At 31.7% G+C, this 17,630-nt stretch carries 20 protein-coding genes; 16 read left to right on the plus strand and 4 right to left on the minus strand.

Annotation, left to right across the window (positions count from 1 at the left end; all coding sequences use genetic code 11):
• Positions 1-3 precede the first annotated feature (3 nt).
• Together LOS86_RS00900 and LOS86_RS00905 are read left to right on the plus strand one after the other, a co-directional pair.
• The gene (locus tag LOS86_RS00900) at positions 4-450 is read left to right on the plus strand and encodes an HRDC domain-containing protein (protein WP_231842791.1); all 447 of its coding nucleotides are present in this window, start codon (positions 4-6) and stop codon (positions 448-450) included.
• 134 nt (positions 451-584) lie between these two features.
• Positions 585-1,031 (plus strand): hypothetical protein, encoded by a 447-nt coding sequence (locus LOS86_RS00905; protein WP_231842792.1) that lies wholly within the window; start codon positions 585-587, stop codon positions 1,029-1,031.
• Here LOS86_RS00905 and LOS86_RS00910 read toward each other — a convergent pair.
• The 4 genes from LOS86_RS00910 to metG form a co-directional block, all read right to left on the minus strand.
• Positions 1,028-1,927, minus strand: a complete 900-nt coding sequence (locus LOS86_RS00910) for a histone deacetylase family protein (RefSeq protein WP_231842793.1) — start codon at positions 1,925-1,927, stop codon at positions 1,028-1,030. The genes LOS86_RS00905 and LOS86_RS00910 overlap by 4 nt on opposite strands.
• Positions 1,928-2,551 (minus strand): chloramphenicol acetyltransferase, encoded by a 624-nt coding sequence (locus tag LOS86_RS00915; RefSeq protein ID WP_231842794.1) that lies wholly within the window; start codon positions 2,549-2,551, stop codon positions 1,928-1,930.
• Positions 2,548-3,234: an HAD family hydrolase gene (locus tag LOS86_RS00920; protein ID WP_231842795.1), complete on the minus strand. Its 687-nt coding sequence runs from the start codon at positions 3,232-3,234 to the stop codon at positions 2,548-2,550. Before LOS86_RS00920 ends, LOS86_RS00915 begins: the two co-directional genes overlap by 4 nt.
• A 72-nt stretch (positions 3,235-3,306) precedes the next feature.
• Positions 3,307-5,364, minus strand: coding sequence for a methionine--tRNA ligase (gene metG / locus LOS86_RS00925; RefSeq protein ID WP_231842796.1), 2,058 nt, complete (start codon positions 5,362-5,364; stop codon positions 3,307-3,309).
• A gap of 95 nt (positions 5,365-5,459) precedes the next feature.
• Between metG and LOS86_RS00930 the strand changes: the two genes are divergently transcribed.
• From LOS86_RS00930 to LOS86_RS00995, 14 genes are all read left to right on the plus strand, one after another.
• Positions 5,460-6,416: a S66 peptidase family protein gene (locus LOS86_RS00930; RefSeq protein WP_231842797.1), complete on the plus strand. Its 957-nt coding sequence runs from the start codon at positions 5,460-5,462 to the stop codon at positions 6,414-6,416.
• A gap of 40 nt (positions 6,417-6,456) precedes the next feature.
• The gene (locus LOS86_RS00935; protein ID WP_231842798.1) at positions 6,457-6,816 is read left to right on the plus strand and encodes a YraN family protein; all 360 of its coding nucleotides are present in this window, start codon (positions 6,457-6,459) and stop codon (positions 6,814-6,816) included.
• Between the two features lie 61 nt (positions 6,817-6,877).
• Complete coding sequence (locus LOS86_RS00940; protein ID WP_231842799.1) at positions 6,878-7,543, plus strand: aspartate kinase; 666 nt, start codon at positions 6,878-6,880, stop codon at positions 7,541-7,543.
• A 106-nt stretch (positions 7,544-7,649) separates the two neighbouring features.
• On the plus strand, positions 7,650-10,274 hold the full coding sequence (gene porW / locus LOS86_RS00945; protein WP_231842800.1) for a type IX secretion system periplasmic lipoprotein PorW/SprE: 2,625 nt from the start codon (positions 7,650-7,652) through the stop codon (positions 10,272-10,274).
• Positions 10,275-10,295: 21 nt separating this feature from the next.
• The gene (locus LOS86_RS00950; RefSeq protein WP_231842801.1) at positions 10,296-10,649 is read left to right on the plus strand and encodes a bactofilin family protein; all 354 of its coding nucleotides are present in this window, start codon (positions 10,296-10,298) and stop codon (positions 10,647-10,649) included.
• A gap of 56 nt (positions 10,650-10,705) precedes the next feature.
• A complete protein-coding gene (locus LOS86_RS00955; RefSeq protein ID WP_231842802.1) occupies positions 10,706-10,933 on the plus strand; it encodes an AtpZ/AtpI family protein in 228 nt (75 codons plus the stop codon).
• Positions 10,926-11,303, plus strand: coding sequence for a hypothetical protein (locus LOS86_RS00960; RefSeq protein WP_231842803.1), 378 nt, complete (start codon positions 10,926-10,928; stop codon positions 11,301-11,303). The genes LOS86_RS00955 and LOS86_RS00960 overlap by 8 nt, the downstream gene beginning before the upstream one ends.
• A gap of 117 nt (positions 11,304-11,420) precedes the next feature.
• Positions 11,421-12,563, plus strand: a complete 1,143-nt coding sequence (atpB, locus tag LOS86_RS00965; RefSeq protein WP_231842804.1) for a F0F1 ATP synthase subunit A — start codon at positions 11,421-11,423, stop codon at positions 12,561-12,563.
• A 35-nt stretch (positions 12,564-12,598) separates the two neighbouring features.
• A complete protein-coding gene (gene atpE, locus LOS86_RS00970) occupies positions 12,599-12,796 on the plus strand; it encodes an ATP synthase F0 subunit C (RefSeq protein ID WP_057670617.1) in 198 nt (65 codons plus the stop codon).
• An 89-nt stretch (positions 12,797-12,885) separates the two neighbouring features.
• Positions 12,886-13,386: a F0F1 ATP synthase subunit B gene (locus LOS86_RS00975; RefSeq protein WP_231842805.1), complete on the plus strand. Its 501-nt coding sequence runs from the start codon at positions 12,886-12,888 to the stop codon at positions 13,384-13,386.
• Between the two features lie 4 nt (positions 13,387-13,390).
• Positions 13,391-13,924 (plus strand): ATP synthase F1 subunit delta, encoded by a 534-nt coding sequence (atpH, locus tag LOS86_RS00980; RefSeq protein ID WP_231842806.1) that lies wholly within the window; start codon positions 13,391-13,393, stop codon positions 13,922-13,924.
• A gap of 23 nt (positions 13,925-13,947) precedes the next feature.
• A complete protein-coding gene (atpA, locus tag LOS86_RS00985) occupies positions 13,948-15,525 on the plus strand; it encodes a F0F1 ATP synthase subunit alpha (protein WP_231842807.1) in 1,578 nt (525 codons plus the stop codon).
• Positions 15,526-15,601: 76 nt separating this feature from the next.
• Complete coding sequence (gene atpG, locus LOS86_RS00990; protein WP_231842808.1) at positions 15,602-16,459, plus strand: ATP synthase F1 subunit gamma; 858 nt, start codon at positions 15,602-15,604, stop codon at positions 16,457-16,459.
• Positions 16,460-16,670: 211 nt separating this feature from the next.
• The gene (locus tag LOS86_RS00995; RefSeq protein ID WP_231842809.1) at positions 16,671-17,306 is read left to right on the plus strand and encodes a hypothetical protein; all 636 of its coding nucleotides are present in this window, start codon (positions 16,671-16,673) and stop codon (positions 17,304-17,306) included.
• The last annotated feature ends 324 nt before the right edge of the window (positions 17,307-17,630 follow it).

Genomic DNA, 17,630 nt, shown 5'->3' on the forward strand with positions numbered 1-17,630 from the left:
GTTATGCAAGTTAAAGTATTTTCCATCCGATTGGATAACGCATTTTTGGAGTACGATCAACAACAATTGAATGCTTTTTTGAATTCGGTTACGTTTAAAAAATCGAGCACGCAATTTGTTGAAAGTGAAGAAGCACATTGGTCGGTAATTGTTCATTATGAATCAAAAGAACAAGAAGAACAAGAGAAACCAGAACGGTTAGAACGAAAATCTTATGAAGATTTGAATCCGAAAGACAAACAAGTTTACGGTTATTTGAATCAGTGGAGAACCGAAAAATCAGAAGCTTTGAAACTGAAAAAGTTCATGATTTGCCACAATTCAGAATTAATCGATCTAGCGATGTACAAGCCAAGCAACTTAGATGAATTACAACAAATCAAAGGTTTCGGGAAACAAAAATCGGAACGATTCGGGGAAGATATTTTAGCTATTTTGAATGCAGTTTGAGATGAAAAGCGACCAAATAAGGTCGCTTTTTTGTTCAAAATCAGGAATTTATCAACACTAAAACGTTTTCGTAAACACCTGTATTTTTTTATTTATTATCAAAAAGATAACTTTAAATTATTAATTTGAAAATTATGAAGTTGAAATTATATTCATTTTACATTTTTTTGGCTTTTATATTCGTTACTAACTTGAGTTTTTCACAAGTTGGGATTAATACAACAACTCCGTTGAGTACATTAGATATTAATGGCAATTTGTCTGTTAAAACAGTAACATTAAATGGCTCAAATTCTGGTGGCGGAGGTACTGCTACACTAATCAATGATGGCGTTTATATTTCGGTTCGTCCATTAGCAACAGATGATAAATTTCAATTGCCAAATCCTTCATTATTTCCAGGACGCATTTATATCATAAGAAACATTCAAAATTCAGTTACAGCTCAGTTAACAACTACTTCGGGTATGTTTTTTCCTAAAAATTCAACTACTGGAAGTTCTAATTTATATATGTATGAAGGAAATCTAAGAACAGTTATTGTGATTAGCGACGGAGTCAATTGGACATACATTAATTAAAAAATAACTTGTGCTACACGATACGTATTCGTATGTGCCTCAATGATCGTTTTGATTTCTGGAGAATAACCTCCACCCATACTTACTTGAACTGGGATTTCGTATTGGTTACAATTTTTGAAAACTATTTCATCTCTTCTTTTGCAACCTTCGATTGTGCAACCTAATTTCCCTAATTTATCGGAAGCTAGAATATCAACTCCAGCCAAATAGAAAATGAAATCGGGTTTTTGTTGTTCTATTAATTTGGGAATAATTGTTGAAATGGTTTGCAAAAACTCCTCATCAGAAGTGTTGTCTTCAAAGGCAATATCTAAATCAGAAGTTTCTTTTTTGAAGGGATAATTCGATTTTCCGTGGGTTGAAAAAGTAAAGACTTTATCGTTTTTTTGAAAAATTTCAGCCGTTCCGTTTCCTTGATGAACATCTAAATCAATGATTAATACTTTTTTTGCCAATCTTGTGTCTAACAAATATTGAGCAGCAATTGCTTGGTCATTCAATAAACAAAAAGCTTCACCTCTATTAGAATAGGCATGATGTGTTCCACCAGCAATATTGAATGCTACTTTGGTTTCAAATGCTTTTTCAGCGCCTAAAATAGTTCCTTGTGCGATTCGTAATTCTCTTTCTACTAGTTCTTTGGAAAGTGGAAAACCAATTTTTCGAGCTGCTCGAGCATCTAATGTTAAATTCAATAAATCGGTAACATATTCTTTTGTGTGAACGGTTAAGATGTTTTCAATTGAAGCCACTTCGGGTTTAAAGAAATCCTCTTTTTGAGCAATGCCTTCGTGCAATAATTGTTGAGGTAGTAATTCATATTTTATCATCGGAAAGCGATGTCCTTCAGGTAAAGGATGTTTAAAAATAGGATGAAATGCAATAGGAATCATTTACGAATTTAGTAAGTTTTGTAAACCATCTACAAACAATCCCATGTGGTAGCCGTCTACTAAACCATGATGAGCTAAAACAGTCATTGCCATAGTTTTTTTACCGTTATCGGTCATTAACTTTCCATAGGAAACTTTTGGACAACTATCTTTTAAAGTGAATTTTCTGGAGTGCGTTAATCCCGTAAAATTAATCCATGGAACGGCAGAAAAATGAATAATATTTTCAGGAAATTCTCTTGTAAAAAGTCCTTGAGTTGTTTGAATTCTTTCGATTTCCGTTTGTGCTATTTTAGCAAAATCCTGAATATCAGAATGAAATTTCATAAACGAAAAACCAAATGTTTTATCTTCACGCATGATAGTTGCAGAAGCATCAATTTCGTCATAAAGTACCACTTCATTTTCTTCAATTCGATATCTGAAATTTTCCACTTGATTTATTGCAGCAATCGTTTTGTGTAAATAATAAACAAAAAACGGAATTTGCAATTTTTTCGCCTTTTCAAGTGCAATAGTCATATCAATTTGAGTGGTAATTCCAAAAAAGGGTTCTTCGAAAGTATTGAAAAATTCAAAATGTTCTTTTCTGTTCCAAGATGATATGTCTATTTTTTGTTTCATTGTAGTAAAGCTAAGATTTCGGTAATACTTGCAAATGATTTGAAATTTTCGTGCTTGATTTCGAAATCAATTTTTTCGTATTCCCAAGTCGTGTGATATGGAATGTGAATCGCATGTCCGCCAATGTTTAAAACTGGTAACACATCCGATTTTAATGAATTGCCAATCATTAAAAAATCTTCTGGTTTGCAATCTAAACGACCTAACATTTTTTCGTAGTCTAATTCGGCTTTGTCACTCAATACTTCAATATGATGAAAATAATGTCCAATTCCCGAATCGTGTAATTTTCTGTGCTGGTCTTTTAAATCGCCTTTTGTGGCTACAACCAATTTATATTTTCCTTTCAATTGTTCCAAAACGGATTCAACGTTAGGTAACAATTCGACAGGTTTTTGCAATAAATCTTTCCCAATAGCTAAAATTTGCTCAATTCCTTTTCCCGAAATTTGATGATTGGTCAATTGCAAAGCGGTTTCAATCATCGACAAAGTGAATGCTTTAATCCCAAAACCGTACAAAGGCAAATTTTTTACCTGATGATTCAGAATCAATCCCAAAATTTCTTGACTCGAAGCATAATCTTGAAACAACACACAAAAGCGTTCTTGCGCCTCATCGAAATAAGGTTCGTTGTGCCATAAAGTGTCGTCTGCGTCGAAAGCGATTATTTTTGGATTCATAGTTGTAGTTTTTTACCACAGATTCGCAGATTTTTTTAAATTTTTTTAATCTGAGAATCTGCGGTTATTTCATTAAGATATCATCGCACCATTAATCACGCCTTCCGCATCTGGATTTACGAAAACCAATTTCCCTTCGGCGTTGTTCGTTAATAACAACATACCTTCGCTTTCTACACCACGTAAAGCTCTTGATGCTAAGTTGACTAAAACCGTTACGCGTTTTCCAACAACTTCTTCCGGTGTAAAATGCTCTGCAATTCCAGAAACGATGGTTCTTACATCAATTCCTGTATCTACTTTTAAAACTAACAATTTGTTAGCTTTTGGCATTTTTTCAGCTTCTATAATGGTTCCAATTCGTAAATCTACTTTAGCAAAATCTTCGAAAGTGATGATGTCTTTTTGAGGTTCAGCTTTTGCGTTTTCCACTTTATTGGCGGTTTTAGTTGCTTCTAATTTGTCTAATTGTTTTTGGATTTCGGCATCTTCAATTTGGGCAAACAAGATTTCGGCTTGACCAATTTGATGTCCTGCTGGTAACAAGTCTGTTTTAGTAGTAACATCGTTCCAACCTAACGCATCGATTTTTAAAATATTTGATAATTTTTTAGCTGTAAAAGGTAAAAATGGTTCCGATAAAACCGCTAAAGCAGAAGCGATTTGCAATGCTACATACATTTGCGTTTGTACTCTTGCCGGATTTTCTTTTACCATTTTCCATGGTTCTTCATCGGCTAAATATTTATTTCCTAAACGAGCTACATTCATTAATTCGCCTAATGCTTCTCTAAATCTGTAACGCTCAATCGAACTTGAAATTACAGCTGGATACGCTTTTAATTCGGCTAATGTTTGTTCGTCAACTTCCGAAAATTCGTTTGGAGTTGGAACAATTCCGTTGTAATATTTATTGGTTAACACCACGACACGGTTGATGAAATTTCCAAAAATCGCCGCTAATTCATTATTGTTTCTCGCTTGAAAATCTTTCCAAGTAAAATCGTTGTCTTTTGTTTCTGGAGCATTTGCCGTTAACGCATAACGTAATGCGTCTTGTTTTTCTGGGAAATCTTGTAAATATTCGTGCAACCAAACCGCCCAGTTTTTAGAAGTTGATAATTTGTTTCCTTCTAAATTTAAAAATTCATTTGCCGGAACATTATCAGGTAAAATATAACTTCCTTCTGCTTTTAACATCGCTGGAAAAATAATACAATGGAACACGATATTATCTTTTCCAATGAAGTGAACCAATTTTGTATCAGCATCTTTCCAATAAGGTTCCCAATCTTTTCCTTCGCGAGCTGCCCATTCTTTGGTAGATGAAATATAACCAATTGGCGCATCAAACCAAACATATAATTTTTTTCCTTCAGCACCTTCAACCGGAACGTCAATTCCCCAATCCAAATCACGTGTTACCGCTCTTGGTTCTAAACCGCCATCAACCCATGATTTTACTTGTCCGTACACATTCGGTTTCCAATCGTTTTTATGACCTTCTAAAACCCATTCTTTTAGGAATGATTCGTAACGATTTAAAGGTAAAAACCAGTGTTTTGTAGATTTTAAAATTGGAGTTTCGCCTGTAATAGTTGATTTCGGATTAATTAAATCGGTTGCATTTAAAGTCGAACCACATTTTTCACATTGATCTCCGTAAGCTTCAGGATTGTCGCACTTTGGACAAGTTCCGGTTACGAAACGATCTGCTAAGAATTGGTCCGCTTTCGCGTCGTATAATTGTTCGGTAGTTTCTTCGATGAAATCTCCGTTATCGTATAATTTTTTGAAAAATTCTGATGCAGTTTTATGATGAATCTCAGAAGAAGTTCTCGAATAATTATCAAAAGAAATCCCGAAATCTAAAAATGATTGACGAATAATTCCGTCATATTTATCAATTACTTGTTGGGGCGTAATGCCTTCTTTTTTAGCTTTCATTGAAATCGCCACACCGTGCTCATCGCTTCCGCAAATGAAAGCCACATCTTTTCCTTGCAAACGCAAATATCTTGCATAAATATCAGAAGGAACATAAACACCTGCTAAATGTCCAATGTGAATCGGACCATTTGTGTAAGGTAAAGCCGCTGTAATCGTATATCTTTTCGGATTTTCTAACATATCATCATAAAATTTGTTGCAAAAATAATCGATTAGTGATGAAATCCCGAATTTTAATTGGATTTTGTTTACTTTTGAGTTAATAAAATCTGACGATGTATAGATTTATTTTAGTACTTATTTTAATTTCAAACTTTTCTCATTCGCAAAAGAAAATGAAAATTCCACCTTATCTAAAAAAAGACGACACAGTTGCTATTGTTTGTACGGCTCGTAAATTTTTTCCAGAAGATGCAAAACCTGCTATTGAATTATTAGAATCTTGGGGATTAAAGGTCAAATTAGGCAGAACCATAGGTTTAGATAGTTGCCAACTTGGCGGAACTGACGCTGAAAGAATTGCCGATTTTCAAGAAATGATGGATGATGACAACATCAAAGCGATTTGGTGTGCTCGTGGTGGTTATGGTACTGTTCGAATTATTGATTCATTAGATTTCACCAAATTCAAAAAGCATCCCAAATGGATTATGGGATTTTCTGATGTAACGGTTTTACACAGTCAATTGAACGTGGAACGCGTGGCTACATTGCATTCAATTATGCCATTTACGGTTCCAAAAGCTCCAGAAGAAGTGAAAGAAACCTTGCGAAAAGCGCTTTTTGGAGAAGCTATTTCATATACAATTCCATCAAAATCGTATGATATAAAAGGAAAAGCTTCTGGCGAATTAGTGGGCGGAAATATTTCAATTTTATATAGTTTATTGGGTTCAAAATCTTCTATTGATACGAAAGGTAAAATCCTCTTTATTGAAGATTTGGACGAATATTTGTATCACATCGATAGAATGATGTACAACTTAAAACGCAATGGTTATTTCGAAAATGTAAAAGGAATTATTGTGGGAAGCATGTCTGATATGCACGATAACGAAATTCCGTTCGGACAAAATGAAGTCCAAATTATTACTGCAATTGCTAAGGAATACAACATTCCAATTGCTTTCGAATTTCCAGCGGGACATCAAAAAGACAACCGCACTTTGATTCTTGGGAAACAAGTAGATTTTGAAGTTAACGAAAAAGAAGTAAAACTTCAATTTCATTAAAATTGGCATATCGACACATTGATAATTGACACATTGAAAAATGGCAGAACACAACGATTTAGGAAAACTTGGAGAAGAATTAGCAGTTGATTTCTTAGAAAAAAACGGCTACGAAATCTTGGAAACGAATTGGGTTTTTGACAAAGCCGAAATCGATATTATTTCTCAAAAAGATAATATTCTGGCAGTTGTAGAAGTAAAAACGCGTTCGAGCATTGATTTTGGTTTACCTCAAGATTTTGTAAAACCCAAAAAGATTCAATTATTGTTAAAAGCTGTAAATGAATATGTTATTCAAAATGACTTAGATGTTGAAGTTCGATTTGACATTGTTGCAATTCATAAAGAAAACACAGAATTTGTTATAGAACATATTGAAGAAGCGTTTTATTATTTTTAATGTTAAATTTATAACAATTTGTTTTTTATTTTTATCTTTGCCCCAAACAAACTATAAAAAAATGAAAACAATATCTTCAGTAGTAGAACAATACATTAAATCTAAGCCTTTTTTATTGAGTTCACTTTCTCAAGGAATTATCAACTTAACCTCGCTAGCCCGAATAATGATGCCTGAATTAGAGGCACATTTAGGGAAAGATGTTAAACAAGGAGCAGTGGTAATGTCTTTAAAAAGACTTTCTGAGGAATTAGATTTTAAAATCAATTATAAAATTTCAAAAGTATTAAAGAATATTGGTGAAATTACAGTTCGTTCTTCACTTACAGATTTCACTTACATCATTTCAGATACTCTTTTAGATAATCAAGCCAAATTGATTTCTGAGATTAATAAAAACCAAGATATTTTCTATACCTCTTCTCGAGGTGTAAACGAAACAAATATTGTAATTAGCGCTTCTGTTGAGCAACTCATAGAAACTATTTTTAAGAATGAGAAATTAACGCATAAGATTGAAAATCTTTCTTCTATTACCGTTAAGTTGCCTCAAGAAAATATTTCAACACCAGGAGTTTATTATTATATCTTTCAAAGATTAGCATGGGAAGGAATTATCATTCATGAGGTAATTTCAACAACTAATGAATTTACAATAATTGTTAGTGATGATCAAATAGATGTTGCCTTTAAGGTAATTAAAGACTTAAAAAATGTCTTTGATTAATAAAAAATCGCCTATTTTTTTTCACATCAAAAAATAAATGTATTTTTACCATTCTATACATACTAAAATACCGTTTTAGTAGTTTAGAGTACAAATACCTTTAACATTGAAAAGCAATTTATTTAAATACTCTTTTGCGGTTGGTTTCTTGTTTTTTTTGATAGCTTGTTCTGTCAAAAAAGATAAATTTATCAATCGAAATTTTCATGCAGTTACTACAGAATATAACGTTTTATATAATGGTAATATCGCCTTAGAAAAAGGAATTGAAGAATTAAAACTTACGTATCGAGATAATTTCTGGGAACTATTACCAGTAGAAAGAACTTCTGATGCTGAAGAAGCTATTTTACCAGGACAAACTAAAAATCAAAATTTTGAACGTGCTGAAGAAAAAGCAGTTAAAGCTATTCAAAAGCATTCTATGAATATTGCGGGTACTGAAAGAAATCCACAAATGGATGAAGCGTATCTCTTATTAGCCAAAGCACGTTATTACGAAAATCGATTTATTCCATCTCTTGAAGCTTTAAATTACATTCTTTATAAATACCCATTAAGTGATAGAATTTATCATGCTAAAGTGTGGAGAGAAAAAGTAAATATTCGTTTAGATAATGAAGATTTAGCAATAAAAAATCTAAAATTACTTTTAAAAGATAAAAAAATAAAAGGTCAGGATTTAGCTGATGCTAATGCCATGTTGGCACAAGCTTATATTAATTTAAAAATTAATGATACCGCAATTGTAGCCTTAAAAATTGCAAAAGAAGCAACAAATAATAACGACGAAAAAGCACGGTATACATTTATTCTAGGGCAACTTTATGAAAGTTATGAATATAACGACAGTGCTTATTTTGCTTTTCAGGAGGTTATAGATATGAATAGAAAATCTCCGAGAAGATATGTTATTCAAGCTCATGCAAAACAAGCCAGTCAGTTTGATTATTCTAAAGGAGATACATTAGTTTTTACTGAAAAATTTAACAAACTTATTGAAGATAGAGAGAACAGAGCGTATCTAGATATTTTACATCATCAAATGGGAATATTTTATGATAAGTTAGGGTTAAATGAAAAAGCAAAAAAATACTATAATAAATCAGTAAAATCACTATCAAGAGATAAGTATTTAGTGGCTTCAAATTACAGAAATTTAGGTGAAATTTTCTTTAAAGAAGCAGCTTATAAAACAGCCGGTAAGTACTATGATAGTACATTAATTCAACTTAATGATAGAACTAGAGAATATCGAAAAATCAAGAAAAAAAGAGATAATCTAGAAGATGTAATTAAGTATGAAACTATTGCTCAACAAAATGATAGTATTTTAAAAGTTGTGGCAATGAGTGATTTAGAAAGAACATCCTATTTTGAGGGTCACATTGCAAAATTAAAAATAGAAGACGAGAAGAAAGCAAAACTTGCTGCAGAAAAAGCAGAAAAAGAAGCGAATATTCAAGCAAATAATGCAATTTCTCCTGATAAAATAAATCCATCTGGAAAAAAAGATTTAAATGTTGATGTTGGCGGACCTTCTATGATGCCTCCTGGTATGATGGTGGACAACAACACAAGTAGTTTTTATTTTTATAATCCGGTAGCAGTTGAATTTGGAAAGAAAGAATTTCAAGCTATTTGGGGAAAAAGAACATTACAAGATAATTGGAGGCTTTCCGTAAATAATTCCAATACTAATTTTAGCCAAACAGTTAATGATACTTTGGTAGATGGTGACCAAATAAATGGAGGTGCTAAAGGTGAAATAAATCCAAAATACGACATTCAGTTTTATTTGTCCCAAATTCCTACAGACCAAAAGTTATTAGATAGTTTAGCTAAAGACCGAAATTTTGCCTACTACCAACTTGGAGTAATTTACAAAGAGAAATTTAAAGAATTACATTTAGCAGCATCACGTTTAGAACAACTATTAAAAAACAATCCAGAAGAACGTTTAGTGCTGCCTTCAATGTATAATTTATATAAAATTTATCAGCAGATATCGCCCGAAAAAGCGGCAGATATGAAAAATCAAATTTTAGCTAAATATCCAAATAGTAGATATGCTCAAATTATAAACAATCCTGAAAATGAAGTTACAGATAATGATAATCCAGAAATGGTGTTCAATGCTTTATACAAACAATTTGAGAACAATCAATTAAGGGAAATTTATACCGAATTAGAAGAAGCCATTTTCAAATTTACAGGAGAAGAATCACTTCCAAAATTTGAAATGTTAAAGGCAAAAGTTCTAGGACGTTTAAAAGGAGTAGAAGAATATAAAAAAGCCTTAAACTTTGTTGCATTAACTTATCCTAATTCATTAGAAGGAAAACAAGCTGAAAAAATTCTGCAAATGGAAGTACCTTTAATTGAAGCGCTAGACTTTGGTTTGCAAGAGCCAACAAGTTATAAGATAATTTTCCCTAAGAAGTTTCCTTATGATAAAGATGCTAAAAATGTAATAGAAAAGATTACTAAATATATAAAAGATACGAATGCAGTAGCTTTAAAATCATCTGAAGATATTTATACTTTATCAGATAATTTTATTGTAATTCATGGTTTTGATAATAAAGATGCTGCAATTTCAGTATTAGCTGTTTTACAATTGCATAAAAATTACAAATTAACAGATAAAGTATACATAATTTCAACGGAAGATTATAAAATTGTTCAAATGAAAAAGAAGTTGGAAGAATGGATATTGATGAATAAATAATAATCCTAAAACCTTAATATAATGTTTGATAAAGTAAAAAACCAGGATCATTTGTTAGGAAAAACAAACAGAATTGTTGAAGGCACAACAATCAATGGTAATATATCTACATTGGCTGATTTAAGATTAGACGGAAAGTTAACGGGGAATATTTCATCTGAAGGAAAAATTGTAATTGGTCCAACGGGTGAAGTGGTAGGAGATATTGAATGCAAAAATATTGATGTTGAAGGCAAATTTTCCGGAAAATTAGTAATAGAAGAAATGCTCAATATAAAGTCTAAAGCACATATAGTAGGAGAAGTAATTGTAGGAAAGCTAGCAGTAGAGCCAGGAGCTCGATTTGAAGCTAGTTGCGTAATGAGAAACTCCTAATCATAACAACTAGTAAAAGTAAATACTTTTGAGTTAACTAAAAACTCAAGCCAAATATGGATTCTAAAAAGAAACAAGCTAACAAATGGTTGGTTTTTATGAATATTCCATTTCAAATGGGATTGATTATTTTTGGCTTTTCGTACCTTGGTGGTTGGCTTGATGAAAAATATCCTAATCCAGATAATTATTTTTTAAAGGGTATAACATTACTTGGAGTTTTTGTAGCGCTCTATAATGTAATTAAACAAGTAAATCAATTAAATAGTAAAAAAGATGTTTAAAAAACTACCTATTGTCGTTCAAATTCTATTAATTTCCACTGTTTTTTTTCTAGTTCATTTTGGAATAGCAACTTCTTTTAATCATATTGATGTATCTAGATTTATCACGTCGTATGCAATTCAGTTAGTAATGACATTGTCCATTATTATGGCTTTGATTAAAATAAATGAACAAGCTAAACAACAACTAGGATTTGCTTTTCTTGGACTATCAACATTAAAAGTAGGAATCAGTTATTTTTTTGCAACTGGATATTTGTTTCAAAATAAAGAAATGCTTCAAATTAATAAAACTAATTTTTTCGTTATTTTTCTGTTTTTTTTAAGTCTAGATGTCTATTTTACAATAAGATTGCTAAACAAAAAGTAATTTAAGGCAAAAAAATCAATAAAAATTCAAAAAAATATATTTTTCAAACTTGGAATATTAATTAAAGTTGTACTTTTGCAAAAATTTTTAAGACCAAAATTTTAGAATATAATCATTATGGTGATTTTAAGAAAACCACTTCATGTAATAGCAGCTATCGCAATTGCGATGTTGCCTTTATTTAGTTTCGCAAACGTTTCCAATGATTCAGTAAAAAATGAATCTCATGAAGTTCATGCATCAGCAGAAGTTCATCATGAAGCAGCTGCAGAACCTCAAGATAAAAAAGCTAAAGTTGATGCTTACATTCAACATCACTTACAAGATTCATATGATTTTACTTTTTTCTCGGATGAAAAAGAAGGAAAACATTATGGGTTTTCATTGCCAGTTATTTTGATTGATAATGGTTTAAAAGTGTTTTCTTCTTCTAAATTTCACCATGGTGAAACTGTAGCTGAGGTTGATGGAAATTTCTACAAATTATACCACGGAAAAATTTACAAAACAGATGCTGCTGGAACAATTAGTTATGACGAGCACCATCATCCAACAAATGCAAAGCCGCTAGATTTTTCAATAACAAAAAATGTAGTTTCAATGTTATTTGCTTCGGCGTTGTTATTATTAATGTTCGTTGGTTTGGCTAAATCATACAAAAAAGGACCAATCCCAACAGGTTTTGGAAGAATTTTAGAACCACTTATTTTGTTCATCAGAGACGAAATCGCTATTCCAAACATCGGAGAGAAAAAATATAGAAAATTCATGGGGTATTTATTAACTGTGTTTTTCTTAATTTGGTTATTAAATTTACTTGGAATGACTCCGCTAGGAATCAACGTAACAGGTAATATTGCAGTAACTATTTGTTTGGCTTTATTTACATACTTTATTACACAATTTAGTGCAAATAAAGATTATTGGATGCACATCTTCTGGATGCCAGGTGTTCCGGTTCCAATGAAGATTATCTTAATGCCAATCGAAATTTTAGGAACATTAACAAAACCATTCGCATTATTAATTCGTTTGTTTGCAAACATTACAGCGGGTCACGTTGTAATCATGAGTTTAATTGCAATGATTTTTGTTGGAAAAAATTTAGCAGCTGATTTACCTATATCATTAGGATTAACATTGTTCATTTCTATTATTGAAGTATTAGTAGCATTCCTACAAGCTTTCATCTTTACAATGTTGTCATCATTGTTTATTGGTATGGCAGTTCAAGATCATCATCACGACGATCATCATTAAAATTGAGTATTGTTTAATTTAATAAATTAATTATCATGGAGGGAACTCTTAATTTAATCGGAGCAGGTCTAGTTGTTATTGGAGCTGGTTTAGGTTTAGGAAAAATCGGTGGTTCTGCAATGGACGCTATTGCACGTCAACCAGAAGCTGCAGGTAAAATTCAAACAGCGATGATTATTATCGCTGCTTTATTAGAAGGTTTAGCATTCGCTGCTTTAATCTTAGGAAAATAATAAAGAAAGAAAAAACAGTATCTGTAACGGTTGGTTACAGGTACTGCTTTTAAAAAGAAAGTACTATTTAAACATATATTTTTCAAAACATGGAGAAATTAATTAACGATTTTTCATTCGGACTATTTTTCTGGCAAGCAATTATCTTATTAGTATTAATTTTACTAATGGTTAAATTTGCTTGGAAACCTATCATGAATTCAATTGTAGCTCGTGAAGAAGGAATTTCTAACGCTTTATTAGCAGCTGAAAATGCTAAGAAAGAAATGCAAAACTTGAAGTCGGATAATGAAAAATTATTAGCTGAAGCTAGAGCTGAAAGAGACTTGATGATTAAAGAAGCAAGAGAAATCAAAGAAAAAATGATTGCTGATGCTAAATCTGAAGCGCAAGCACAAGGCGAAAAAATGATTGAGGCTGCTAAAGCTTCTATCGAAAGTGAGAAAAATGCAGCTATGGCAGAATTGAAAAATCAAGTTTCTTCTTTGTCATTAGAAATTGCTGAGACATTATTAAAAGAAGAATTATCTAACAAGGAAGCTCAAACTAAATTAGTTGAGAAAATGTTAGGTGACGCTAAATTAAACTAATATCATGGCAGGAACTAGAGCAGCAATTCGATACGCTAAAGCTATTTTGGATATTGCCAAAGTAAATAATTCTGTAGATGCAGTTAATGCAGATATGATTGCTATTGCAAAAGCAATTAAAGAAAGTGCAGAATTAAAAGACTTCTTGCAAAGTCCAATTGTTAAAGGGGAAATTAAATTTTCATCTTTAAATGAAATTTTTGCTTCTGCTCAAAAAGAGACAAAAGGATTATTTCAATTGCTTTTAGCAAACAAAAGATTTGAATTATTAAACGATGTTGCTTTACAGTTCAATGCTTTATACGATGAACTTAACGGAATTGAGATAGCTAAAGTAACAACAGCTGTTCCAATGACTGCTGAGTTAGAAGCTAAAGTATTGGCAAAAATTGCATCGTTTTCAAATAAAAAAATAACTATTCAAAATATTGTAGATCCGGCTATCATTGGTGGATTTATTTTAAGAATGGGCGACAAACAATACAATGCATCTGTGGCAAGCAGACTGCAAAATTTAAAAAGAGAGTTTAGTAATTAATATACCATTAAAGATATATCAAAATGGCGGAAATTAAACCTGCTGAAATTTCAGCAATATTAAAACAACAATTATCAGGTTTTGAATCTGGTGCATCGTTAGAAGAAGTTGGAACAGTACTTCAAGTTGGAGACGGTATCGCTCGTGTTTACGGATTATCAAACGCTCAATACGGAGAGTTAGTACAATTCGAAAACGGATTAGAGGCTATCGTATTGAACTTAGAAGAAGACAATGTTGGGGTGGTACTTTTAGGACCATCAACAGGAATCAAAGAAGGTTCTACAGTAAAAAGAACACAACGTATTGCTTCTCTTAAAGTAGGAGAGCAAATGGTAGGTCGTGTTGTGGATACTTTAGGTAACCCAATTGACGGTAAAGGTCCAATAGGTGGTGAGTTATATGAGATGCCATTAGAAAGAAAAGCACCTGGAGTTATTTTCCGTCAGCCAGTAACTGAGCCATTACAAACAGGAGTAAAAGCTGTTGATGCTATGATTCCAGTAGGTCGTGGACAACGTGAGTTAGTTATTGGTGACCGTCAAACTGGTAAATCAACAGTTTGTATCGATACCATCTTAAATCAAAAAGAATTTTATGATGCAGGTCAACCTGTATTCTGTATCTATGTTGCTGTAGGTCAAAAAGCTTCAACTGTTGCTGCTTTAGCAAAAACATTAGAAGAAAAAGGAGCTATGGCATATACAATCATCGTAGCGGCTAACGCTTCAGATCCTGCTCCAATGCAAGTTTACGCTCCTATGGCGGGTGCTGCAATCGGAGAATATTTCAGAGATTCTGGTCGTCCAGCTTTAATTGTTTATGATGATTTATCTAAACAAGCAGTAGCGTACCGTGAGGTATCTTTATTATTAAGAAGACCACCAGGACGTGAGGCTTATCCTGGAGACGTTTTCTACTTACACTCTCGTTTATTAGAAAGAGCTTGTAAAGTTATCGCTAACGACGAAATCGCTAAAAACATGAACGATTTACCAGATTCTATCAAAGGAATCGTTAAAGGTGGTGGTTCGTTAACAGCGTTACCAATTATCGAAACACAAGCAGGTGACGTTTCTGCATATATCCCAACAAACGTAATTTCGATTACTGATGGTCAGATCTTCTTAGATGGTGATTTATTCAACTCTGGAGTTCGTCCTGCTATCAACGTAGGTATTTCGGTATCTCGTGTTGGAGGTAATGCACAAATCAAATCAATGAAAAAAGTTGCTGGTACATTAAAATTAGACCAAGCACAATTCCGTGAATTAGAAGCTTTCGCGAAATTTGGTTCTGACTTAGATGCTGTAACTTTAAACGTTATCGAAAAAGGTAAGAGAAACGTTGAAATCTTAAAACAAGGTTTAAACTCTCCATTTAACGTAGAAAGTCAAGTTGCAATTATCTATGCTGGTTCTAAAAACTTATTAAGAAATGTACCAGTTGATAAAGTAAAAGAATTCGAAAAAGATTATTTAGAGTTCTTAAATGCAAAACACAGAGATACATTAGACTCGTTAAAAGCAGGTAAATTTGATGACAAAATTACTGACGTTTTAGAAAACGTAGCTAAAGAAATTTCAGCAAAATATAATTAATTAGTCAATTAGACAATGTGTCAATTAGACAATTAATTGACACATTGATAAATTGGCACATTGACAAATTAACAAAATGGCAAACTTAAAGGAAATACGTAATAGAATTACTTCTGTTTCATCTACGATGCAAATTACATCGGCGATGAAAATGGTTTCTGCTGCAAAATTAAAAAAAGCGCAAGATGCCATTACGGCTATGCGTCCGTATGCAGAAAAACTTACTGAACTATTACAAAACTTAAGTGCAACTCTTGAAGGAGAAGTAGGTGGTGCTTTTACAGCTCAAAGAGAAGTAAAAAAAGTGCTTATCGTTGCAATCACTTCTAATAGAGGTTTGTGTGGTGCGTTTAATTCAAACGTTATCAAACAAGTAAAAGTAGTAGCTGATTCTTACCAAGGAAAACAAGTGGATGTTCTTGCTATCGGTAAAAAAGGAAACGACGTTTTACGTAAAACACATAATGTAGTTGACGTTCAAAATGGTGTTTTTGACCAATTAACTTTTGACAATGCAGCTGCTATTGCGCAACAGTTAATGGATAAATTCGTAGCAGGTGAGTATGATAAAATTGAAATCGTGTATAACGAATTCAAAAATGCAGCGACTCAAATTGTTAGAACCCAACAGTTTTTACCTTTGGCTCCAATTGTTGGAGGTGAAGTTGTAGCTTCTGATTATATTTTTGAACCTTCTAAAGAAGAAATTGTGTTGACTTTGATTCCAAAATCATTAAAAACACAATTATACAAGTCTATTAGAGATTCATTTGCAGCAGAACACGGAGCTCGTATGACCGCAATGCACAAAGCAACTGATAACGCTACAGAATTAAGAAACCAATTAAAATTAACTTACAACAAAGCACGTCAAGCTGCAATTACTGGAGAAATCCTTGAAATTGTTGGTGGAGCTGAAGCTTTGAATAATTAAAAATCTGAAAGATTTTAAATTCAAAAATGCGAAGCTTTGAACAACTAATGTTAATTTAGATATTATAAAGAGTCCCGATTTATTCGGGACTTTTTTGTTTTATATTTGTAAATACAATGAACCAGATTAATTAGAAATAAGTTCTTAGATTAACTAAGGAGTAAGATTTATAAATTGATTCATTCTCGGCCTCATCTTAACTTTTATATCAATGGGAAATATTTTTAAAATTATTGTATTACTATTTTTCTTTTCATTTAGTGGATTTTGTCAGGAAAATCATAATATTAATTTTGAACACATTTTTAAGAATTGGATTTATTTAGAAAAAACTTCTGATTATTTAAAAGACATAAATAAATTAGAAACAATTACAATAAAAAACGATTCGATTTACAGAGTTTTTATGTCAAATGTAAGATTAATAATATCGGATGTTAGCTCTAATTTACCAAAAAAATTTGTTGTTAAATCTTTAGAATTGAATGATAAAAATATTATTGATAATGATAAAAATCTCGACCCAAATAATGTTGGCATAGTAAGTTTTTTTTATTCAATTCAATGTAATGGTAAAATGGTTTTAGTTTTTGATTTAGAAACAGGAATGTCTTATCGAGTTGCTGGATTTAATGGGAATGATTTATTAAGTTTAATCGATAGTTTAAAAGATTATCACTTTAAAAAAGAAGATAAAGTTTTAAAAAGAAAAATAATTATCAAGAAGTATTTTGTTGAAGATGTTGATTTAATGTGTACATACAAAGGTTTGATTAGTGAAGATTCATTCAATCATATTAAATATCCATGTTTAAAGTCTTGTTTAGATGCAATAGTTGTAGAATAAATCCGTTAGCGCTGAATTGCATTCCGTGCCCACAAAAATTTTCCACAAACAACAAACTCATTTAACAAAACCTTTTTTTCCCGATTTATTCGAGACTTTTTTGTTTTATATTTGTGAGAGTTGTAAAAATTTACATTAATATATTGAATTGATTAATTTCATTCTATGAAAATAATAAGATATTTCTATAAAAGTTTATACACTTTTTTTTATGATAGACTAGGTTCAGATAAGCATACATCTGATTCAGCTTCAATTAGTATTTTGACAATGGTATTAGTAATTATTGTGTTAATTCTAATTAATATAATATTTATCACAGCA

This window comes from Flavobacterium cyclinae (assembly GCF_021172145.1).
Classification (GTDB): domain Bacteria; phylum Bacteroidota; class Bacteroidia; order Flavobacteriales; family Flavobacteriaceae; genus Flavobacterium; species Flavobacterium cyclinae.